Origin of the sequence: Almyronema sp. (assembly GCF_052168255.1) — a bacterium.
In the GTDB taxonomy this organism is placed as follows: domain Bacteria; phylum Cyanobacteriota; class Cyanobacteriia; order Phormidesmidales; family Phormidesmidaceae; genus Sphaerothrix; species Sphaerothrix epifaneia.
This window is the reverse complement of the sequence record NZ_JBQLZL010000120.1, coordinates 38,586-61,601: the sequence shown is the minus strand read 5'-3', so window position 1 is coordinate 61,601 and position 23,016 is coordinate 38,586. Positions and strand designations below refer to the sequence as shown.

Annotated in this window: 12 protein-coding genes and 1 pseudogene; 2 read left to right on the top strand and 11 right to left on the bottom strand. The window is 53.3% G+C overall.

Annotated features, from left to right (window positions below; translation table 11 throughout):
* A partial coding sequence (locus ACTS3T_RS24095; RefSeq protein ID WP_462935878.1) for an eCIS core domain-containing protein occupies window positions 1–934 on the bottom strand: 934 nt, incomplete at its 3' end.
* Window positions 935–1,656: 722 nt separating this feature from the next.
* Between ACTS3T_RS24095 and ACTS3T_RS24090 the strand changes: the two genes are divergently transcribed.
* Window positions 1,657–3,777 carry an ATP-binding protein gene (locus tag ACTS3T_RS24090; protein ID WP_377967306.1) on the top strand — a complete coding sequence of 707 codons (2,121 nt, stop codon included), beginning with the start codon at window positions 1,657–1,659 and terminating at the stop codon, window positions 3,775–3,777.
* 479 nt (window positions 3,778–4,256) lie between these two features.
* The gene (locus ACTS3T_RS24085) at window positions 4,257–4,793 is read left to right on the top strand and encodes a hypothetical protein (protein WP_462935877.1); all 537 of its coding nucleotides are present in this window, start codon (window positions 4,257–4,259) and stop codon (window positions 4,791–4,793) included.
* Between the two features lie 115 nt (window positions 4,794–4,908).
* Here the strand turns inward: ACTS3T_RS24085 and ACTS3T_RS24080 are convergent, their stop codons facing one another.
* The 10 genes and pseudogenes from ACTS3T_RS24080 to ACTS3T_RS24035 form a co-directional block, all read right to left on the bottom strand.
* Window positions 4,909–5,490, bottom strand: coding sequence for a siderophore biosynthesis protein (locus ACTS3T_RS24080; protein WP_377967310.1), 582 nt, complete (start codon window positions 5,488–5,490; stop codon window positions 4,909–4,911).
* A complete protein-coding gene (locus ACTS3T_RS24075) occupies window positions 5,490–5,951 on the bottom strand; it encodes a hypothetical protein (RefSeq protein WP_377967312.1) in 462 nt (153 codons plus the stop codon). The genes ACTS3T_RS24080 and ACTS3T_RS24075 overlap by 1 nt, the downstream gene beginning before the upstream one ends.
* A gap of 10 nt (window positions 5,952–5,961) precedes the next feature.
* A pseudogene (locus ACTS3T_RS24070) lies at window positions 5,962–6,159 on the bottom strand (MbtH family protein); the annotation flags it as partial.
* 69 nt (window positions 6,160–6,228) lie between these two features.
* On the bottom strand, window positions 6,229–6,630 hold the full coding sequence (locus ACTS3T_RS24065) for an MbtH domain protein (protein ID WP_377967314.1): 402 nt from the start codon (window positions 6,628–6,630) through the stop codon (window positions 6,229–6,231).
* Window positions 6,631–6,856: 226 nt separating this feature from the next.
* Window positions 6,857–7,162 carry a hypothetical protein gene (locus ACTS3T_RS24060; protein ID WP_462935876.1) on the bottom strand — a complete coding sequence of 102 codons (306 nt, stop codon included), beginning with the start codon at window positions 7,160–7,162 and terminating at the stop codon, window positions 6,857–6,859.
* 37 nt (window positions 7,163–7,199) lie between these two features.
* Window positions 7,200–8,597 (bottom strand): aspartate aminotransferase family protein, encoded by a 1,398-nt coding sequence (locus ACTS3T_RS24055; RefSeq protein ID WP_377967318.1) that lies wholly within the window; start codon window positions 8,595–8,597, stop codon window positions 7,200–7,202.
* A 51-nt stretch (window positions 8,598–8,648) separates the two neighbouring features.
* Window positions 8,649–9,407 carry a class I SAM-dependent methyltransferase gene (locus tag ACTS3T_RS24050; RefSeq protein WP_377967320.1) on the bottom strand — a complete coding sequence of 253 codons (759 nt, stop codon included), beginning with the start codon at window positions 9,405–9,407 and terminating at the stop codon, window positions 8,649–8,651.
* 67 nt (window positions 9,408–9,474) lie between these two features.
* Window positions 9,475–14,013: a non-ribosomal peptide synthetase gene (locus tag ACTS3T_RS24045; protein ID WP_462935875.1), complete on the bottom strand. Its 4,539-nt coding sequence runs from the start codon at window positions 14,011–14,013 to the stop codon at window positions 9,475–9,477.
* A complete protein-coding gene (locus ACTS3T_RS24040) occupies window positions 14,010–17,348 on the bottom strand; it encodes a non-ribosomal peptide synthetase (RefSeq protein WP_462935874.1) in 3,339 nt (1,112 codons plus the stop codon). Before ACTS3T_RS24040 ends, ACTS3T_RS24045 begins: the two co-directional genes overlap by 4 nt.
* A complete protein-coding gene (locus ACTS3T_RS24035) occupies window positions 17,345–22,972 on the bottom strand; it encodes a type I polyketide synthase (RefSeq protein ID WP_377968251.1) in 5,628 nt (1,875 codons plus the stop codon). The genes ACTS3T_RS24040 and ACTS3T_RS24035 overlap by 4 nt, the downstream gene beginning before the upstream one ends.
* Window positions 22,973–23,016 lie beyond the last annotated feature (44 nt).

Genomic DNA, 23,016 nt, shown 5'->3' with positions numbered 1-23,016 from the left:
TTATTCGCTGTATCGTGTCGTTCGGTGTTCGCTGAATCGGGCTATCGGGCTTTTGTTGCAGTTTCTCGTCTTCACCCATAGCCTCTAGTTGGGCTTCTTTGTCGGGTGCTAAGGTACGCTGTACGGCACTATCGGGCTTTTGTTGCAGTTTCTCATCTTCTTGCATGACAGTCTCTAGCTGAGCTTCTTTCTCAGGTGCTAGCGTGCGCTGCACGGCCTGCCCTTGCTGCACCACATGGGTAAGCTCGTGGGCAATGAGTTCCTGCCCTGATTGGCTACCGGGGTTGTACTGCCCTTGACCAAAGAAAACATCGCTACCTGTCGTAAATGCTTTGGCTTGCACAGCCCGGTTTAACTGGTGAGACTGGGTATCAGTGTGGACTTTAACACTGCTGAAATCCACGCCCATTGCCTGTCCCATTTTGCTTTGTAAACCTGCATCTAGGGTTTGACCACTGCCTTTAGCTTGCTGAATCTTGGTTTCGACATCCTCAGGAACATTCCCCCCGGCTTGCCCCATTCGTTGCAATATAGAGGTTGTAGCCGTCCGCTGGAGAGTGACGATTGGTTGGCGCTGCACCTCTGCGATCGCACGTTCAGCTTGGGGCTGAAGGGAAGTGTCCGCAGGGCTATTAATGGCTTTGACCACTTGCGACGCGACGCGATCGGCCTCTTGCTCGTATGGATCGCCCACAGCCCCCACCGTCAGCTTGGCTTGAATCGGAAGCGAGGCAGCCGGGGAAGGCGCATGGCCAAACAAACTCGCTAGAGACGTAGGAGGCGCGGCTTGATGTTCACTAGCCGTCGGTTCCCAAGCTGGCATTGCGGCAGGTGTGCTGCTGACCTTGGCTTGAACCGGAGGCACAGGCATAAATGCCCCGGTGGGTTGAGCCTGAGTTTTAGCCGTAACCTGAGCCTTACTGGAATGAATCATGCGCCTACCGCAAGAAGATGAACTGTAACTAATGAATCAGCACTACAGTCGGGGTATAAGTATGGTGTTTTCTTTAGCTTAATCGCCAGTCTGAGTAACCTGCCAAGTTTATAACTGCCAACTGTAGCTGAGGATGCGGTTTTGGGGGTTTTCATCCCCTCAAAAGATCTTGACAGAACCCCAGCAAACTTAAGCTAACTATGACGTAATCTTAAGCACTCTGCTCAAAATTTCTATACCGGATAACACTAGTCTTGCTAGGCATTCGCGCAATAAAATTAAACACCTACGTGAAAAATACGTGAAATCACTGCTGAAGCGATGTGTAGAGGCTTACAGGCAGTCGGCTATCCACCAACTCTGACATTTCTGGTTTCATCTCAGTAGATTTAACTAGAACTACACGCTATATCCATTAAGCTGAGGCTTTTTGGGGTGCGATCGCGGTGTGGACTTAGTAAACACCAGGCGATCGCTGGGCAGTTTAAGCTATATGCACAATTACCCGATAAGGTTGCCCTCTTTAGCCAATATTGCTAGTGCTCTTAAGCGTCATCTTAGGTGGGGCTTTCCAGGTAAGAAGCCTTCGCTATGGTTGCTAACATCAGCCGACCAAGACTAACTATCTCCGCTTTTTTAGCTTTAATCTTTGCAGCAGGTGTACCCATCTCTCCCAAGATGCCTACCTACTGACGGATTCTGTTGTTAATGTGTTGCTTGCTATGGCATTTACTGAAGCTGGTTCAACCCAGAAGTCTGGAAATTCCTGCTTAAATTTTGATTCAGCAGATCAAATAAATTGGCAACAGGCAAATCTTCAATATTTCTTGGGGGCGCTTACCCTCATCAAGCACAAGATCAATCGGCTGATTGCGTTGCAAAACGGTGCTGAGGCGTTTTCTGAGCCTGCCTCTGTTGACTTGATGGCAATTGCTGATCAAATGCAAGTGCCTCCAGCTCTGGAAAGTTTGTATCAAAAGCTCAGTCTAAGTCCCTTCGAGGCAAACATTCTTTTGCTCTGTGCAGGGCGAGTTGTACATCCTGACTTCCCCAATTTGTTTGCCCTAGCTCACCAAAATGCCGAGCAGACCTATCCCACTTTTCAGCTAGCCCTAAAAATTTTTCCCGATAGCCACTGGCAAGCTTTGACTCCCAATGCCCCCCTACGCCGTTGGCAACTGGTTCAGTTGGCTCCGGGTGAAGATATTGCCCAAGCCCGCCTGCAAATTGACGAGAGCATTTTGCATTATCTCTTGGGAGAGTCTTATAGAGATGCACTGCTCCAGGAGGTCATTGAACCTTTTACCCTCCCCTCGGCGGCTCGGACGTTGCAACCGTCTCACCAAGCAATTGCTGATCAAATGGCTGCTTTGTTTAGCGCTGGGGCTACGGCTAAAGTGCAGCTTTGTGGCGCTGAGTTAGAGCAAAAGTGGGCGATCGCAGCCGCTGTTAGTCAGCATCTCAACCAACCACTCTATGTTCTCTCTGATCAGGCCATTCCCCAGCAATTGAGTGATCTAAAAGGCTTTATCAGACGTTGGCAGCGCTGGGTCACTTTGTCACCCAGTATTTTGTTTATTGATGCCGATCAACAGACCCTCCCAGTTGAGGGCAGCGCTTCTGTTTCGCTACTTGATCGGCTCGTACAAACTCTAGACGCCCCCCTTATCCTCTCTACCTACCAACGACGGTATGTACCTCAATGTGCGTTGGTGTCTTTTGATGTTTTGCGCCTTGGCTACCAAGAGCAACTCGCCCTCTGGCAAACCGCTCTTGGTAGCGCCACCCCCGAACTCAAGGGTCAGCTCCACCGCGTTGTCTCTCAGTTCAATTTGTCTCCTGCAACGATCGCTGCTGCTGGCATCTCTGTGCAAGCTGAGCCAGTCGAATCTTCGGCAGATCAGGGAGCAATGAAGGATATTCCCTTAGCCGATCGCCTTTGGCAGTTTTGCCGACTCCAGGCGCGGCCTCAATTGGACAATCTCGCTCAGCGGATCGACACCACAGCTACCTGGGATGATCTGGTTTTGCCGGAACGGGAAAAAAGCGTTTTGCAGGCGATCGCTACTCAAGTACAACAACGCGCCCGTGTTTATCAAGAATGGGGCTTTGCCAACAAGAGCCAGCGCGGTTTAGGTATTAGTGTATTATTCGCAGGGCAAAGCGGCACCGGAAAAACGATGGCTGCTGAAGTGCTAGCCAAGCAATTTGAGTTAGATCTATTCCGGGTTGACCTTAGCACCGTCGTCAGCAAGTACATTGGTGAAACAGAAAAGAACTTGCGCCGTATTTTTGATGCAGCCGAAGCAGGCGGAGCAGTTTTGCTCTTTGACGAAGCGGATGCTTTATTTGGTAAACGGACTGAAGCTAAAGACAGCCATGATCGCCATGCTAACGTTGAAGTCAGCTACCTATTGCAACGCATGGAATCTTATCAAGGACTTGCGATTCTCACCACTAATTTCAAAAAGTCGCTTGATCAAGCTTTCATCCGTCGAATTCGCTTTATTGTTGACTTTCCTTTCCCCGATCGAGAAGCTCGCACTGAAATCTGGAGACGCATCTTTCCTCCCCAAACACCCACTCAAGGTTTGAAGCCTGACAAGCTCGGCAATCTTAGTGTAGCCGGAGGTAACATTCGCACGATTGCTTTGAATGCCGCCTTCTTAGCTGCAGCCGCAGGTGAGCCTGTACAAATGTCTCATTTGCTGCAAGCGACTCAACAGGAATATTTCAAACTAGAGCGGACACTCACCAGTGCTGAAACCAGTGGATGGCTGACTAAAGAACAGGAAAGTACACATTCGTTCAAATTTAGCTCTAGCTGGAGTAAGCTCAAATAAAATTTGGGGTAGTGCTTCAGAAGGAATGATGGGTTTGCCAAGGTGATTGTGAAGACACCTTTGGAGACGATGCTGAGCTGTCCTCAAGGCCAAGCCACGCCTGCCGTCAAGGCCACATTCATACGGGTAAACAACGCTTTCTCTGCCGTCAGTGCGGTTACAGTTTGTCGAAATCTGTATCTGTGTAGCCCTCCCTTAATGACAACTGTTCCAAAGGGAGGATGTCTATCTAAAGGTTTTTTGCCATGGTAGGTACCAGGTTAGGAACACTCTGCTTGAGCAGACGTTGTGCGGTTTTATGTTTGTCGGCAACGCTGCTGAAATGAATGCTGGTTAGTGCAGCTTAGCAGCGACAGAGAAGCCTTCTCTTGTTCCTTGAAAGCCTACCATTGTTTAAGAATTTAGGTTGTCTGATGAAACTGTATTTGCCCCGCTTCAATCAACTACTTTTGCTTTCCACGCTGCTTATCGTGTTACCTTTGGGAGCTTGCAGAGTCGAGCAAGAAGAAGCCGGTAGCTTACCAGATGTTGATGTAGATGTAGAACCTGGTAACCTGCCTGAGTATGACGTGCAAGGGCCTGACGTGAACGTTGGGGTAACCGAAAGGACGGTTACTGTTCCCAAAGTTGTGGTAGTTCAGGAAGAGGAAACGGTTGATGTCCCCTACATTGACGTTAGCTTACCTAACGCCGATCAAGTTGAACGCACAATTACGCCTGAAGTCGAAGTTCCTTCAGGGGGATATGACCTGACCATACAAGGAATTTATGCGGTCAATGATGAACTTTGGGTGGTGTCGGATTTAGAAGAAGTCGATGATAACGCTCCCGAATCCACTGTGCGGGTTTCTGACCGGGTTGTGTTGAATGCTCCCGATATGTCGGTGCGCCACTTCATTATTGGCGATCGCCCGACGGGAGCTTTCAACGAGCAGTTTACGTTCATCAGCAGTCGCGAAGAAATTGCGCCGCAATTGAGTGAAGGTCGTCAACTCTACGACCAAGCAAACACTTAAAGAGATATCCGCCAAAGAAATTACTAGAGAAAGCCGATCCCTAGCCCCCTCAGGGCAGCTTGAGGAAGCGTTATAGAAATAGATTTAAGACGAGCGAACAGTTTGAACACAAAGCTCATAGCCGAGACTCGACAGGGGGATGCACCGGGCAGCCCATCGATTGAAAATTGGGATCAATCAGGGCTTGGCGGCGCTGCTTGAACTTATCAAGCACTTGTAGGGCTGTTTTGTTTTCACAGCGCAGGCTGCCAATCGTCTCACCGCCAAACTTCTGGCAGACAGCTCCATGAGAGTTTGCCAAACTGAGGTATGCCTGCACAAATTGTTCGTGCTGCGGTTTGAGGCTCACTGGTAAAGTGGCAAAAACGGGTTGCAGCCGCTTCCAGATTTGAACCAGAGCCGCATGTTCCCAAGACATCAGGCCGCTAAAGTCGCTCGATCGCACCTGGGGTGGCATCATTGAGGGACGCACCTGATGTTCGTAAGCCTGCCTGCTAAAGCTGCCAGCTAGCTCCATAGCCGCGCCTGAAGCTAGCATCAACTCTGCTGCTGTTTCGAGTTCAAGTTTGGCACTCGATAGACTACCCGCCAGCAAGCTTTCCTCAAATCGGCGTAGGCAGATAATTAAACCTTGGATGTTGATGAAGAAAGACCAATGAAAGCCTTTCCAAACCTGAGAAGAATTAAGAGTTGCCATTAGGCGTTTTCCAAATCTAGATTAAATACCCTGGCTAACAAGTGAGCCTGACTGACAAAGCCGCGCTTTTGTCGCTCTATTTGAGTGGGATCAAAGTCATAATCCTGCTGAAGCAGCAAGAAAAAGGTGCGGCATGTGAGCAAGACACTTGCTACCAGGCAGGTTGACGGCTCTTGAGCTTGAACATGGGTAACGTTGAAGTATTGATCAAAATCCGCGACCTCCCAACTCTTTAAAGGCGTTTGAGTTGTAACAATCTCAGCCGGTTTAACTGGGTAACTATTCAACGTTGCTAAGGCTTGCTCAAGCGTTGCGATCGCGTCGGCAGGAGATTCTTCTAGCGATCGCAACAAACAACAAAGCGCTTTACTCAGTCGCACCTGATGGGCTGCACTCAGCCGCATCTGACTGGGCAGATCCCACGGTACCAGTAGATAGAGCTGGGGAAGAATTGGGGTCATGTTTCGAGCCTATCTGTTGGCGTAAACTGAGTGGCCGCATATCTGTCCAAACAGTTTTGATGTAGTCTAAGCAGTCTTGTTTTAAGCCACTTTTGCCGCCATCTCGCCATCCGAGAGGGTTGTCACGATGGGCAGGCCAAATAGAGTATTGTTCTTCGTGATTGATAACGACTTTGTACAAAGTGGTGTCTTCTGCGTCGTAATTCATGGTTATTCTCCAGAGGTTGAAAGCAACTTTGACCTCAAGCTATCTGTTGGGGAAATATGGTTTTCCCCATCAGCCATTGCCAGACGAAAACGGCAAATATCGTTCGGCTTTTGGCGGATGGTACGGCATAGCGGATGGTGGAGTGGCCGCCGCCACGGGTGCTAAACGGCCAGTACCAGCCAACGTTTGCAGGTCAATATCGGCGAGGCACTGAACTGGCACGTAATTCAAGGTGAGGTCGCCGACGAGATGCACCGAACCTGACGAATGCTCAAAGTCAGCTTGGCTCCAGTCGCTGGCTTGGAGATCGAGCTGGATGCCTAATTCTGTGCCGCCTCGGGTTTGGGTAAATTTGATATGGACATAGCCGCGATCGAGACAGGCTTTAAAGGCTGAGACAGTTTTTTCAGGCCGCAGGGCGACTTCAACCGGATGGGTTCCTTGAGATAGCTGCTGGACTAATTCATTCATGAAGCATTTTCCTTTGGGAGATAGGCTGTGTGATGGAGAGGACGTTTGAAAAGATATCTGCTGCGGAGCAAAACGGTTTAGATCCCCCTAAATCCTCCTTAAAAAGGGAGACTTTCGAGCCGATCTTTCCTTTTTTCAAAAGTGGCTAAGGGAGAGCAATCAGTGGCTAAAATCACAACCCTTGGATTTGTAAACACCCTCTGAGCTAGATTTTTGAGCCGATAACTTATGCGCTTAGGGGAGTCGATGCATCAGCAGGAATTTCAAATTCTAGAACGGTGTGGCAGAATTCTTTCCAGGCTGGCGTAACCTCATCAAAGATAATATTTTCATCCTTAAAAATGCCGTCAGTCACCACATAGTTTTCCTGTAGATAGAGAAAGCTATCGGCTGTAAGCGATCGCTTTGCTGACGTATTTTCATCTTTATCGGATGGCTGCAAACGGATATTTTCTGTTTGTTCTCGCCAGTGGCTAAACTGACGGAATTTTTCGACTGGATAAGCTTTGCAATACCTGCCCATTTCGGCCATAAACCCTCCTTAAGCTATTGGCTAGACAATGATTAAGTTACGATTTTGCTGCTAAAAAACCACTATTGCGCAGCTCATCGAGACTGTCTTTAATCGCGGCTAAAATTGCGGCTAAATCGGCATCGGTATGCGCCGTTGAGAGAAAGCCGCTGTTACCCCTAAGCAAAATGCCGCGATCGCGCAGATGATACGTCAGCAAGTTCAGACCCAGTGCCGCCGGGGATGAATCGGCGCGATCGCCACCGCTACGGCCACCGGGCAAACCAAACAAAGAGCCGCCACTGACCATACGAATCGGAACCCCTGCCGCCGTCAGATCAGTGTTTAACTGCTGAACAAATTGGGTCGTACGCTGATTAAGCTGTGCCTGCAAGGCTGGCCCCTGCTGCTTCAGATAGTTCAGCATGGCCTTGGCGGCTACCATCGCTAGGGGATGCTTGCAGTAAGTGCCAGCAAAGAAAGTGGTTTCAACCTGGGGGGCAGAAGCATCCCCATACTGCCACTGACCACCGTCTAACATGTCTAGATACGCGGCTTTACCCGCAAGGATGCCGATCGGCAAGCCACCGCCTACGATTTTGCCGTAGGTTGCCAGATCGGCTTCTACGCCAAACCAGGCTTGTGCCCCTCCTAAATGCAGCCGAAAGCCCGTAACCATTTCATCAAAAATCAGGGCAATTCCAGCGGCGGCGGTGACCTGCCGCAACTGGTGCAGAAACTGCCGGGGCTGGAGTTCTAGTCGGCTGCTTTGAATCGGCTCTACTAAAACTGCCGCCAGTTCCTGCTGGTGTGCTTCGATCATCTCTAACGCCAGAGGGCTGTCATATTCCAATACCAGCACGTCGGCCACGAGGCTGGGCACAATACCCGCTGCGATCGCAGCGGCGGCTGAACCGCCCTGACGGCTGGCTTTCACCAACGCGCTATCAAAATGCCCATGATACGAGCCAGCAAAGACCGCTATTTTAGGACGCTTGGTCGCTGCCCGGGCAACTCGAACAGCCGTCATCACGGCTTCAGTTCCCGTATTGCTAAAGGCTACGCGCTCGTGACCCGTTAGCTCACTGATTAAAGCCGCAACTTCGCCAGCCAGTTCAGCTTGAGGGCCGAGCTGAATTCCTTTTTCAAGCTGGGCTTGCAGGGCGGCTGTGATAAACGGCGGATTGTGACCCAACAAATTAACACCAAAGCTCATCATCAAGTCAATGTATTCATTGCCATCGACATCCCAAAGGCGTGCCCCTGCCGATCGCTGGCCGACGATGGGATAGCACAGTTCCTTGAGCGGGGGAAAGAAGCCCAGCGAATTACGCGGATCGGCGAATACGGGACGATAGGTTTGAGCTAGCTGTTTTGACGTTTGAGTGCGGGTGGTATATCGCTGAATAAAGGCAGCTAAAGGCTGCTTTTGATTGACCGGAGCCGATTGAATCATGAGCTGTTTTATGGTTGGGATAGTCTGACAAAAAGAGCGTTTGATAATTTATTACTTGTGGGCTAAAAAATAGACCATTTGCTGATCAGCAGGCAGCATTAAATCGCCCGCTCGATCATAGATTTGCACCGATCGAAAGCCCGCTTGCGCTAAAGCGATTTGCACATCGTTACAGGCATAAGCTTTGGCCTGATAGGTTAAATCCGATCGCTGCCAAACCTGATCAGCCCGATGAAAAATTGTGATCGTAAAGAACGCCATGGCGCTGTCAGCGTCGTAGCCTTCGCCAACAGCCCAGGCATAGTCCGCCTTAACTTCACCACCTGTCAGGGGATGATTGCCGTAGTTTCCTTGCAGGCGCAAATCAAACAGAAAAACCCCATCCGTGGCTAAAGCGGCATAGACATGGTCAAAGACCTGACTAAGTTCGGCCAAACTCAAAATGTGGTTGAGGGAAGCGCTGACTGAAAAAACCGCGTCTACGGGAGCGGGCAGTTCAAAATTGCGGGCATCTGCCGTAATCAACTCGGCTTCAGGAGCATTGTGGCGGGCGTAGTGCAACATTTGCTCGGAGCCGTCTAACCCAACCATCTGATAGCCTTGAGTCGCCAGGTGCTGGGTTAAATGTCCGGTGCCACAGCAAAGATCTAAGATCCGCGCTGCTGGCTTTAGCTTAGACAGCAGCAGTTTTTCTACAAAAGGCAGCTTGTCTCGGCAGTATTGAGGGCCAAGGGATTGGTTATAGAGCCAAGCCCAGGGGTCATAGGCCGTATATCTTGCTGTCGATGAAGTTAGGGTGTGGTTAGTCATCGGTCTTCGGTTAGAGGGGCGGGCAAAAGTATGGCAAAGAAGGGTTTGCCAGAAGCGAGATCACCCGTTACCTATCCTGGGGCAGCAGATGGGTTAGATAGGTGCGCCATAGCGCTTGATCCAGGGGGGGACAGGTGATGGAGGTGCCTGAAAGACCCTTTTGGGTATTGCGACTATCAAATTTCAGTTGGGCGGGGGGGGGCAGTGATGCGGCTGGTTTGGCTGGAAACAGGGGAATCAGCGGATAGAGGGGGTGCTCTGGTGAATCTGCAACCGTATGCAGCAAGCGCGATCGCCACTGGTCATAGGGCAGCTGTTTGAGATCAAAGCCAAAAGCACGCACCTGATCGATCAGCTGTTGAGAGGAGACAGGCTGCGGATGAGACAAATGGAACGTTTTCCCCAACATCTCAGGCTGTTGAGCGAGATGAACGATCGCCTGAGCAATGTAGTCAATGGGCACAATATCTAGGCTCATGTCGCCCGCTGGGGCGCTGCCGAGCTGCAGGCAGCCTTGGATCAGCTTATAGAGAAAATCGCTGGCATTGAAAGCGCCCGTTTGGCTATGGCCTGAGATCCGTCCAGAGCGATAAACAGACACTGGCAAACCGCGATCGCGAGCGCTGGCAATCAGCTTTTCAGCGACCCACTTGCTCTGGTTGTAGCCACCGACTGGAATGCGATCGCTTAGAGCGTCCTGTTCATAGGCAATCTGAATATCTGGCGCTCCAGCGGAGGACGGCTCAGGCACTAAGATACTCAAGCTAGACACAAAGTGAACTGGCTTACGGCGAGACTGACAGGCCAGTCTCAAAATTTCCTGCGTCCCTAACACGTTGGCGGCTTTGAGAACGCTATAGGGAGCCGTATGATTGACGGCGGCTCCGTTGTGGTAGATTGCCTCAATCTGGTTGGCTAGGGCATCAAACTGGTCGGCGCTCAGTCCTAAAAGGGGCTGGGTTAAGTCTCCTAAAAGGGGCACGATTCTGCTTAAGTCGCGATCGCTGGCTAAACCATAGGCGTGTAGAGCCTCAACCAGTTTCTGCCGTCCTGATTCTGGGTTGGCGGCTCGCACCAAGCAGTAGAGAGTGGCGGCGGTCTGCTTGAGGAGTTCGTCTAGCAAAAACGCACCCACAAAGCCAGTTGCCCCCGTCAGCAAAATCTGGCTGGGTTTGGTGGGGGGGCTAGGAACAGCCTGAGTCGGGTCAATGCTGGCATCAAGCTGGGCGTCAAGCTGGAAATCTCGGTGCGCCGGGGGACTAGATAAAGGCGCTTTCCCCTGCTGCACCCGCTTAATTTGCTCAGCTAGACCCGCAATGGTGGGTTCTGCAAATAAAACCTGTAGCGGCAAGTCTACCTCAAAGGACTCTCGCAGGCGTGACAGCAACTGCACGATCAGTAAGGAGTGACCGCCCAGTTCAAAGAAGTTGTCGTCAATGCCGACCTGCTCAAGCTTGAGCAGCGATCGCCACAGGTTGGCTAGCTGCGCCTCGATCGGCGTCCGGGGCGCTGTCCAGCGCGTTTCTAGCTGAGGCCGAGCCGTCGCTAGACAGGGCAGTGCTTGGCGATCGACCTTGCCATTGGCAGATAGGGGCAGAGCCTCTATCTGAATAAAGGTAGCTGGCACCATATAGTCTGGCAGTTGCTTGCGCAGTAATCGTCGTAGCTCGCCGACGGCAAAATGTTCGTTAGCCACAGGCACGACATAGGCAACCAGACGCTTTTCGCCAGGGCTGTCTTCCCGCACCATCACCACGCTGGTCACGATCCGAGCAGATTGATTCAAAACCGCTTCAATTTCTCCCGGTTCAATCCGAAAGCCGCGAATTTTGACCTGATGATCGCAGCGACCGAGAAACTCAATACTGCCATCGGGTCGCACCCGCACTAAGTCTCCGGTTTGATACAGTCGGCTACCCGCAACCCCGCTAAACGGGTTGGGCATAAAAGTGGCGGCTGTTTTCATCGGACGGTTGAGATAGCCGCGAGCTAAACCAATGCCGCCGATAAAAAGCTGACCGGGTACCCCCACCGGAACTAACTGCAAATGTCGATCTAAAACATACAGTTGCTTGTTGGCACTAGGCCGCACAGTCGGCAAGAGAGAATGGCCGTTACCACAGGGTTCCATGCTGGCATTAACCGTCACTTCGGTGGGGCCATAGGCATTAATAAACAGGCGACCCTCGGCCCACTGGTTGATTAGCTCTGGCGGACAGGCTTCACCCCCCACCAAAATCATCTGCAGGGCGGGCAACTTCTCAAACGGCAGCGCCGCTAGCGCTGAGGGCGTCAGCGTCAGGTGGGTAATGGCTTGTTTCTGCAGCAGGTCAATTAAATCCGGGCCTGGCTGTAGCGTCTCCGCCGTGCCTAAACAGAGCGCCGCACCAGACCCCAAGGCCATGACAATTTCGGGAATCGAGGCATCAAAGCTAAAGGAAAAGAATTGCAGCACGCGGCTGTTCGGGTTCACGCCGCAGGTGCGAATTTTAGCGACCGTCAGGTTACCCAGTCCGGCGTGGGGTACCAGCACGCCTTTGGGTTTGCCCGTTGAGCCGGAGGTATAGATGAGATAGGCCAGATTTTCAGGGGTGACGCCGCTGCGCGGATTTTGATCAGATGCTTGAGCTATCACCGACCCGTCTCGATCTAAGCAGACAACTTCAGCCTGGGTTGGCGGCAGCGTCGCTAACTGCTGTTTTTGGGTGAGCAGTACCGATACTTGGGCATCGTCAACCATAAAGGCCAGTCTTTCTGGAGGGTAGGCTGGGTCAAGCGGCACATAGGCACCGCCAGCCTTTAGCACCGCCAGCAGGGCAATTATTTGAATGGGCGATCGCTCAATGCAGATACCAACGCGCACTTCGGGGCGGATGCCTTGGGCAATTAAGCAGTGGGCTAGCTGGTTGCTGCGACGATTCAGTTCTGCATAGGTTAACTGCTCATTTTGCCAGACAAGGGCAACCGCATCAGGCGATCGCGCCACCTGAGCTTCGACCCGCTCGTGCCAGCACTGACCCACCGGATAGTCGGCGGCGCTGTTGTTCCACTCGACTAAAAGCTGGTGCTGTTCTCGCTGACTGAGCAGCGGCAACTCTGAGAGAGCGCAGTCAGGTTGCTGAACAATGCCGAGCAGCAAAATTTGCCAGTGGCTGATCAGGCGGGCAATGGTGTCAGCCTCAAATAGGTCAGTACTGTATTCCACATTGCCTTTGAGTCCAGCGGTGGTTTCAGTCAGTGCCAGCGTCAGATCAAACTTGGTGGTGTGCGTCTGGTGAGGCAGAGGACTCAGGGTTAGATCGGGCAGTTGCAGCGGCGCGGGCAGTGTTTGCCACACAAACATGACCTGAAACAGAGGGTGATAGCTGAGGCTGCGTTCGACCGTTAGCTTTTCTACCAGCTGTTCAAACGGCAGGTCTTGATGGGCATAAGCCGCCAGCGTCACCTCTCGTACCCGCTGTAGCAGGCTGCGAAAGCTGGGATTATCAGCCAGATGGGTTCGCAACACCAGCGTGTTGACAAAAAAGCCAATCAAATTTTCTAATTCTGGCCGAGGCCGATTGGCAATGGGCGAACCGACTAAGACGTCATCCTGTCCGGTATAGCGCCAAAGCAGCGTCTTAAAAGCGGCCAGCAGCAGCATAAATAAGGTGACATTTTCCTGCTGACTCAACTGTTTGAGCTGCTGGGTCAACGCTAACGGCAGCAAAAAGCTTTGGGCGGCACCGCGAAAACTTTGTTTGGGCGGTCGGGGGCGATCGCTGGGTAGCTGCAAGACGGGTAGCCTGCCTTTGAGCTGTTGCTGCCAATAAGCTAACTGCTGAGCCAACCGCGCTGCCTGATGTGGCTGCCGCTGCCAAACTGCAAAGTCGGCATATTGAATCGGTAACGGCGATAGGGGCGAAGGATTGCCCGTCAAAAAAGCTGGGTAGAGAGCCGCTAACTCTCGCAGCAAGATCTCAATAGACCAGCCATCAGCAATGCTGTGATGGAGGGTTAAGGCTGCGATGTGATGGCTATGACTCAGACGGAGTAGCCCTAGACGCAGCAGCGGTCCAGTTGTGAGGTTAAAAGGCTGCCTGTGAATGGCGGCCACCAGTCGAGAAACTTCAGAATCTTGCTGTAGCGAGGAGAGGGCTTGCAGGTCTATCAGCGGAATCGTCACCGCCGCTGGCGGGGCAATTACCTGGACAGGTTCCCCCTCAACGGTGGTAAAAGTGGTGCGCAAAGTTTCATGCCGCCGCCCAATTGCCGTAAGCGCTTGGGCAAGGGCAGAAATCTGGAGCGATCCCGTCAAACGTACGGCAAAGGCAATGTTATACGCCGCGCTGTGGGGCTGAAGCTGCTCAAAAAACCAGAGCCGCTGCTGGCCAAAAGAGAGGGGCAAAGGTTGCGATCGCGCTATTGGCTGAATCGCAGCCCCTGCCGCTGACGGGTGCAGTAGGGACAAAATTTCTGCTTTGTGCTGCTTTAAGCGCGCTTGCAGCATCGGTGTCAGGGTTCCTTTGGGGGCGTTGCAGCGCAGGCGATCGCCCTCTGCCCAAAGCTGGACATTGAGCTGGGCTAAGTCAGTTAGCAATTGATCTAGAGAGGTAAGGGATGTCATAGTTCAATTTCCTCCCGTTGGCCTAGCGGCTCTGTCGGCGCATTCGCCTCGGCGCTTAGAACAGGCATTTGTAATTGTCGTAACTGCTGTAGGCGATCGATTCGAGCAGCGAGGGCAGCAAGGCAGGGATAATCAAAAATCTGACGCAGCGGCATTTCTAGCTTGAAGCTTTCTCGCAGGTGAGACACCAAGCGCAAAGCCAATAGGGAATGCCCCCCTAGCTCAAAAAAGTTGTGGTTTATGCTGACGGTTTCTAACCCCAAAAGCTGTTGCCAAATGACGGCTAACTTTTCCTCCGTCGCTGTTCGCGGCCATATGATAGGTTTCGCTGTCTCGCTAGGGGGGTGTTCTGGCGGTGGCAACGCTTTGCGATTAACCTTGCCGTTGGGGGTGAGGGGAAACGCCTGCAGCCAGCAGAAAATGGCCGGAATCATATAGTCGGGTAATCGCTGACTGAGGAATGTTCGCAGCGTTTGAGTGGACGGCTGAGGCTGGGAGTTAGCGGTTAGATAGGCCACCAGGCGATCGCCTTGAGATGTGGACTGGAGGGTAACCACCGTTTGTTCAATGTCAGGATGCTGAGCCAAAGCCGCTTCTATTTCACCTAGCTCAAGGCGGCAACCCCGCAGCTTCACCTGATGATCCAAACGCCCCAAAAACTCGATGGCACCATCCGCCCGAAAGCGGGCTAAATCTCCGCTTTTGTATAGCCTTGCTCCCCCCTCAGCAGCGCTCTGCCCAAACGGATTGGGCACAAACTTCTCTGCCGTCAGCCCTGCCTGCTGCCAGTAGCCCCGCCCTAGACCCACTCCGCCAATGTGCAGTTCTCCGGCCACCCCTATCGGCACAGGCTGACCCGCCCTATCTAGCAGATAAATCTGGGTATTGGCAATCGGTCGGCCAATCGGCACACTTGCCCGCTCACACCCTGGCTGACAAAGCCAAGCCGTCACATCAATCGCCGCTTCAGTCGGGCCGTAGAGGTTGTGCAACTTGGCGGAGAAGCGTTCAAAAAAGCGGGCTGGCACAGCCATAGGTAGCGCTTCGCCACTGCAAAAAACCTGACGCACACAGCCGCAACCCTCTAAGCGCGGTTCGGCGAGAAACGCCTGCAGCATTGAAGGGACAAAGTGCAGCGTCGTTACCTGCTGCTGCTCAATCAGATTAGCCAGATAGGCACTGTCTTTGTGGCCTTCAGGCTGAGCCAGCGTTAGCCGTGCGCCGCTCATTAGCGGCCAGAAAAACTCCCACACCGAGACGTCAAAGCTAAAGGGCGTCTTTTGCAAGACGCAGTCTGCTGCGGTCAAGCCATAGGTAGATTGCATCCACTGCAGGCGGTTGCTCAGCCCTTGGTGGCTGTTCATGGCTCCTTTGGGCTGACCGGTGGAGCCGGAGGTGTAGATGATATAGGCCAGATGGGCGGGGGTGACGGTGCTCGTGGGATTGGTGGTGGGGAATGTGGCGATCGCTGACCAGTGGTGGTCGAGGCTGATCGAGGTGGCGCAGTGGGCGGGCAAGGTGGGTAGCAGGTGGCTGTGCGTCAGCAGCAGCGACACTTGGCTATCTTGCAGCATGAAGGCGAGGCGCTCTGGGGGGTAGCTTGGGTCTAGCGGTACGTAGGCACCGCCAGCTTTGAGGACGCCTAAGAGGGCGATGACGAGGTCTATAGAGCGTTGGAAGCACAGACCGACGGGGGTATCGGGTTGCAGGTTTTGGGCTTGCAGGAAGTGGGCAAGCTGGTTGGCGCGGTGGTTGAGTTGTTGGTAAGTGAGGTGCTGCTGGCCAAAGGTTAGGGCGATCGCTTCTGGTGTTTGCTCTACCTGGGCTTCAATGTGCTGATGAATGCATTGCAGCTTATAGTCCACTGCCGTATTGTTCCAGGTGGATAGTAGCGTCTGTCGTTCCGAAGGGGGCAGCAACGGCAGAGCCGTGATCGGCTGTTGCGGCTGGGTGACAATCTCGGTGAGCAGAATTTGCAAATGCGCTGCCAGACGCCCAATACTGGCTGGATCAAATTGCTGGGTGCGGTATTCAATTCTGCCGAGCAGCCCTAGAGAAGAATCTGAGAAAGCGAGGCTTAAATCAAACTTGGCTGCAGCGCTTTCATTTTCCTGCACATCCAGCGTCAGTTCTGGCAGTTTGACAACTGAGTTTGGCGTATTTTGCAAAACAAAGAGCACCTGGAAAAGAGGATGATGGCTGAGGTGGCGCGGTAGCTTCAGCTCGTCTACCAGGCGTTCAAAAGGCATATCTTGGTGGGCATAGGCTCCTAGCGCTGTTTCTCGTATTCGGCCTAGCAGTTCGACAACAGTTGGATTGCCCGACAAATCTGTGCGCAGCACCAAAGTGTTGGCAAAGAAACCGATAATGCCCTCTAGTTCAGTCCGATTGCGATTGGCGATTGGGGTGCCAATCAAAATATCCGGCTGTCCGCTATAGCGGTACAACAAAATTTTAAAGGCGGTCAACAGCGTCATAAACAGAGTGACGTTTTGCCGCTGACTGAAGGTTTTGAGCGCCTGAGTCAGTTTTTCAGAAAGAGAGAACTGATGAATGGCACCTTGAGAGTTTGAGGCGGCTGAACGGGGCGAGGCGATTGGTAATTTCAGGACGGGGAGTGAACCCTGAAGCTGCGATCGCCAATAAGTTAGCTGCTGATCCAGCCGCTCTCCCTGAAGCTGCTGCTGCTGCCACACGGCAAAATCGGCATATTGAATCGGTAGGGGCGGCAGGGGAGACGGTTGCCCCTTAGAAAAAGCTCCATAGTGAGTGGCGAGTTCCTGAAACAAAACTTTCATCGACCAGCCATCGGCAATCATGTGGTGCATTGTCAGCAGCAGCACATGCTGCTGAGCCGCTAGCCGCACTAAGGTGACCCGCAGGAGAGGGGCGCGAGTGAGATCAAAAGGGCAGCGAGCATCTGCTGCGGCCAATCGGGTTACTTCTACCGTTTGTTGAGCAACGGGTAACCCCTGCAAATCCACTAGGGGAAGAGCTAGCTGCAGCGTCGGTAAAATGACCTGCACCGACTGACCAGCAACCGGGTGGAAGGCTGTGCGCAGCGCCTCCTGACGGTGCACAACCTGGTTGAGTGCTTGTGTGAGGGCGGCAACCTGTAAGGTTCCGGTCAGATTGATCTCAAAGGCGATGTTGTAGGCAGCACTGCCCGGTTCTAGCTGATCGAGAAACCAGAGCCGCTGCTGGGCAAAGGAGAGCGGCACCGTCAGCGGGGAGGGCACTTTGGCGTTTTTCGCTTGCTTTTGCAGCAGATCGGCTAGTAGCTGCCGCTTGGCGGCTAGCGAAGGGGAGGTAGGCTCAAGGGGGCGATCGCTCATGAGTTCACCTCCTCCGCTAGCATTTGGTTCAGCAAAGCGTCTATTTCTTGCTCAGAAAGCTGGTCGAGATTGGCGCTAGAAAGAGCCTGACTGCGATTAAGCTGTTGAATTGGCGTTCTAGCCGCTGCGCCTGAGGCCGTTGCTTGGGCTTGTAACTGCTGAATCTGATGTGACTGCTGAGCCACAGTTGGCGTTTCAAACAAGCTGTGTAGCGGCAAATCCACCGCAAAAGCCTGCCGCATCGCCGAAATTACCTGGGTTGCCAGCAGGGAGTCGCCGCCTAGCTCAAAGAAGGGATCGTGAATGCCGATATTCGTGATGCCTAAATACTGCTGCCAAATCTCTGCCGTCTTTTGCTCAATGGGTGTGCGAGGAGCGACATAGGCTGTGCCCATCTGTGGTCGGGGGTAGCTGGGCTGCTGGTTGGTGGGGGCAGGCGGAGAAGCCTGCTGCCAGAGTGCCGATTGCTTTTGAGCCATAACCGCCGCTAAATCACGGGTTGAAATCAGCAGTTGCGGCCAACGGGCTTGCAGTCCCCGCCGTAAGACCTCAATGCCTTCTTCAGGCGTCAGTCCCCGCTGGGCTATTGCCTGGGGGCTGGCGGTTGCCGCCAGCGTAGGGGCTGAGCCGCCAGCGAACGCCTGAGCGGAAATCGCCTTGGCTGAGCCTGCCTGCGCCAAGCCAGCCGCTAGCTTGACTTTGCGCATTGTGAACGCATGGACTGTGACCAGCTCTTTGCCCTGCTCGTCTAGAAGTTGCACATCAAAGGTCAATGTTTCTGTGTGGGTATCTTGCTGGGGGCAGGCTTGAACGTAGCTGTAAAGGCGGCTGGGCAGCGATCGCTTCACGATTAATTGTTTATAGGAAAAGGGTAAATACACACCGCCATAAACCCGTCGCATAAAGCCTGTCGCTAAATCGAGAAGCGCTGGGTGCAGGCTGTAAGCTGCTAGATCAGACCTAAAGCAGGCGGGCAACTCCAACGTGGCTAAGGCTTGGTGCTGCCCTACCTGAATCTGCTGCAAATTTGTCCAGCGCGGCCCAAATTCGGCGAGGCGACCTGAAGCTGGTTCGGCGGCTTCAGGGGAGATGACGATCGTTTGCTGCTGGCACTGGGCGGCGATCGCGGTTATCGATCGAGTCGCTAAATCTTGAGTCGCCGTTAAACAAAGGGCGGTGCCTTTTGCATGGACTTGCCACTGGTTTGTCTCCGTTGCTGAGAGACTTTGAATCACGAAGTCAATCGCCTCACCTTGCCGCTGGAGGTGGATCTGCACCTGCTTGCTGCCTGTGTCTTCAACTTCTAGGGGGCTGAGAAAATAGACATCCTGGAGGGCGATCGCCTCGACGGCGTCACGATAATCAGCAACGGCTGCGCGGGCCATTTCTAAGTAAGCCGTGCCGACTAACACAGCCTTTCCTTGAAGGCGATGTTCACTCAGTACCCAGTTGTCTTTAACCGTTAAGTCGGTGGCATAAACAGCCCGGTCAGCCGTTTTGAGCAGGCAGGTATCCAGCAGCGGGTGATCCACCGCTCTGGCAGGAGCGGCTGAGGGCGACAGCGCAGAGCGATCGCCCTCAGCCGCCATCCCCACCGATTGCCAAGCATCCCAATTGAGCGACCGAATTAACGGCCCGTCGGCGTCAGTCTGGGCGTGAGCAAACGCATCGAGAAACGCATTAGCGGCGCAATAATCCACCTGTCCAACACCGCCAATCACCGAATTTAAAGATGAGCAAAGCAGAAAAAAGTCCAGGGGTAAGTCTTGACAAAGCTGATGCAGAATCAGCGTCCCCTTCACTTTTGGCGCTAAAACAGATTCGACTTTATGCCGCGTTTTTTGCTGTATAACGCCACCGCCCGGTAGACCCGCCGCATGAATCACGCCATGAAGGGTGCCATAGCAGGCTAAAGACTGGGCGATCGCTGCCTGCATTTGGGCTAAATGGGTAACGTCAGCCCTAATAACTAAAATCTTTGCCCCTGTCGCTTCTAACCGTTGCAGGGACTGAATTTTTTGGCTGGTTTCGTCTTCTAGTCCTCGCTCCTCTAGCCATTGAGGCCAGTCTGCTTTATCAGGAAACGCCGACCGCCCAATCAAAATCAGGCGAGCCTGCACGCGCTTTGCCAGATAGGCAGCTAGGGTTAGCCCTATGCCGCCTAACCCCCCTGTAATCAGATAGACGCCTTGCGATCGCAATTGAGGCACGGCCTCAGTTTCAGACAGCGGTAAGGGTTCAAAAACCTGAACCCAGCGCTGCTGACCGCGATAGGCCACACAGCGATCGCTCGATTGGGTTTGTAGCTCGACCAGCAGGGCGCTGACAAGCTGCTGAAACTGGCGGCTGTCTAAGGCGGGTAGGCTGACGTCAATACTGCGGCAGTTGAGATCGGGGTACTCCTGCTCAATCACTCTGAGCGGGCCAAGCAGCGTTGCCTTGTCTGGGCAGAGGCTGTCGGTTTCCAGTACCCGCTGTAGATGGCTCGATATCACCGTTATTGGCAAGGGCTGCTTCAGGTGATATCGGCCTAGTGCCTGAGCCAGAAATAGCAGACTGTAAAAGCCACGCGTTTGGCTAGCGTCGAGGGTGTCGAGGGTGAGACGGGTTGAGGGTGTCACCGTCCAACTGTGGATAATCTGATCGGGCCAGCGATCGCTAGCTGAGAGCGCTTGTAGTAGCTGGTCATACTGTTGCGCCTGCGCCGGGTTGAGCCGATAGGTATGGCGATTGAGCCGCTCAAAACGCTCGCCTGCTTCAACCACGATGACGACCTGCCCTGCTGACTGCAGGCGATGGGCTAGCTGGTCGCTAAGCCCCAACTCGTCAGCAAAAATCAGCAAAGTTGCGGCCTCTAGAGGCGGTGGGCACGTCAATACCGACTGCTTCCAAATGGGAATGTAAAACCAGTCTGCAATATCGGCTTTTTTAGCCAGCGACGGTTGAGCGCTGCTGCTGGCGGTAGGCTGACGATCAATCCAGTAGCGTTGTCGTTCAAAGGGATAGGTGGGTAGCGGCACCCGTTGCCGCTGCTCTGGGGCGTTAAACCTTGCCCAATCAACGGTGCCGCCCGCTAGCCAAAACTGCCCCAAGGCACGCAGGAGCACAGCTCGGTCGGCTGACTCAGCTTGGGGAGGGCGCATAGTGGTTAAAACGACAGCTTCTCCTCCCGCCTGCTGCTTGGCAAAAGTGCTCAATGTCTGCCCAGGGCCAACTTCCAACAAAATACGAGCGGGTTGGCGCAGCACCTCGCTAATCCCTTGACGAAACCGCACAGACTGGCGTAAATGGCGTACCCAATAGCGTGGATCGCTGGCTTCAGTCGGATGAATCCAGGTACCGCTGACATTAGAGAGGAAGGGCAACCGGGGGGGCTTGAGGGCAATGGTTTGCAAAGTAGCGGCAAAGGTATCCAGAATAGGGTCAACATCAGCCGAGTGAAAGGCATGGCTCACCGCCAGTTGCCGACAGCGAATGCCTGCTTGCCTCAGAGCTGACTCAGCTTGAGCGATCGCTGTCACCGCTCCTGCAAGGACGCAATGGCAGGGGCTATTGTCGCTGGCGATGGTTAAACTTTCTGCTAGGAAGGGTGGCAAGTCAGCGATCGAGGCTTGCACCGACAGCATGGCACCCGCAGGCAACTGCTGCATCAGCCGACCTCTGGCGGCAATCAAGCCTAAAGCATCCTCCAGCGTGAAAACACCTGCTAGAGTGGCGGCAACATATTCCCCCAAACTGTGACCGATGCAAGCTTCTGGCTGCACTCCCCAGCTCATCCATAGCTGAGCCAGCGCATATTCGACCACAAATAGGGCAACTTGGGCGTAGCCAGTTTGGCTTAAAGCATCGGTGGCCGCCTGTGGATATTTTTCTGATGCGGGATACAAAACTTCCCGTAAATCCAGGTCTAGGTGAGGCTTGAGCAACTGACAACATTGATCAATCTGCTGCCGAAAAACAGGCTCAGTTTCGTAAAGACCTCGCCCCATGGCGGCATACTGTGCCCCCTGTCCTGGAAACATAAAGACAACGGTAGGCGACGAGCCGCTGGCATGATGATGGGTAAGAACATGCTGAGGCTCACAGGTCGCTAGTTTTTGCACCGCCTCGGTAGCCTCGTGGCAAACCACCAGGCGGCGATAATTAAAGGCTTGGCGGCCTACCTGCAACGTATAGGCGATATCCGCTAGATCGCTCTGCCTCTGCTGCAAGTGAGTGACTAAATTTTGAGTGGCGGCTTCCAGGGCTGAGGGCGTTTTGGCCGAAAGGAGCAAGAGTTGTCCAGGGCGGCAGGGCGCATCAGCAGGCCGAGGCGGGGCTTCTTGCAACACCACATGGGCGTTGGTGCCGCCCATGCCAAATGAGCTAACGCCTGCTCGGCGCGGTGTACCCGTAGACGGCCACGCCGCTAGCTGCGTGTTGACATAAAAAGGGCTGGTTGCAAAGTCAATTTGGGGATTGGGTTGGTGGAAGTGGAGGCTAGGCGGAATTTGTCGGTGTTTGAGGGCTAGAACCGTTTTAATCAATCCGGCTATGCCTGACGCCGCTACCAAATGACCCACGTTGGTTTTGACGGAACCTAGGGCGCAAAAGCCGATCCGGGTCGTTGCAGTGCGAAAAGCTTGGGTAAGCGCCTGAACTTCAATCGGGTCACCAATAGCCGTTCCTGTGCCGTGGGCTTCGATATAGCTAATGGAATCGGCGGCGACGCCTGCTGCTGAGAGCGCTTCGACAATGACTTCTGCCTGTCCGGCAACGCTGGGAGCGCTATAGCTGACTTTTAAAGCGCCATCGTTGTTAATGGCTGAACCTTTAATGATTGCTTGGATACTGTCACCAGCGGCGATCGCCTCAGCAAGGCGTTTCAGCACCACAACGCCGACACCGCTACCAAAAATTGTGCCTTGAGCTTGAGCGTCAAAGGCGCGACAGTGACCATCCGGCGAAAAAATATCGTCTTCTCGATATTGATAGCCCGCTGTCTGCGGTATCTTGACCGAAACGCCGCCCGCCAGCGCCATATCGCATTCTTGATTGAGCAAGCTCTGGCAAGCCACATGCACCGCCACTAGAGAGGTCGAGCAGGCCGTTTGAATATTGAGGCTAGGCCCATGCAGATTAAGCTTGTAAGAGAGCCGCGTCGGCATAAAGTCTTTGCTATTGCCAAAGGTGATTTGCTCCCCCAAATCGGCGACCAAATTCTGATTAGAGTACAGATTGATCAAATAGCTGTTCATGTTGGCACCGGCATAGACCCCGACCGATCCTTCAGGGACGTAGCCAGCCGTTTCCAGCGCTTCCCAGGCACACTCTAAAAACAGGCGATGCTGGGGATCCATAATTTCAGCTTCTCGGGGAGAAAGGCCAAAAAATGACGCATCAAACCATTCAATGTCGTCTAGCTGAGAGCTAGCTTTGACGTAGTGAGGATGCGTCCATTGCTCAGGCGTCACTCCCGCAGCCTGTAAGGTTTCCTCACTTAGAAAAGAAATAGACTCAACGCCATGCTGCAAGTTGTGCCAAAACTGCTCTAGCGTATTGGCTCCTGGAAAGCGTCCGGCCATGCCAATAATGGCAATGTCTAAATCGTCAATAGCGGTAGATAGCGGCTTAGCCTGGTTCATTTCTCAATCCTCAGTATCACTCTGGCCGACTCATTGACCTGTGA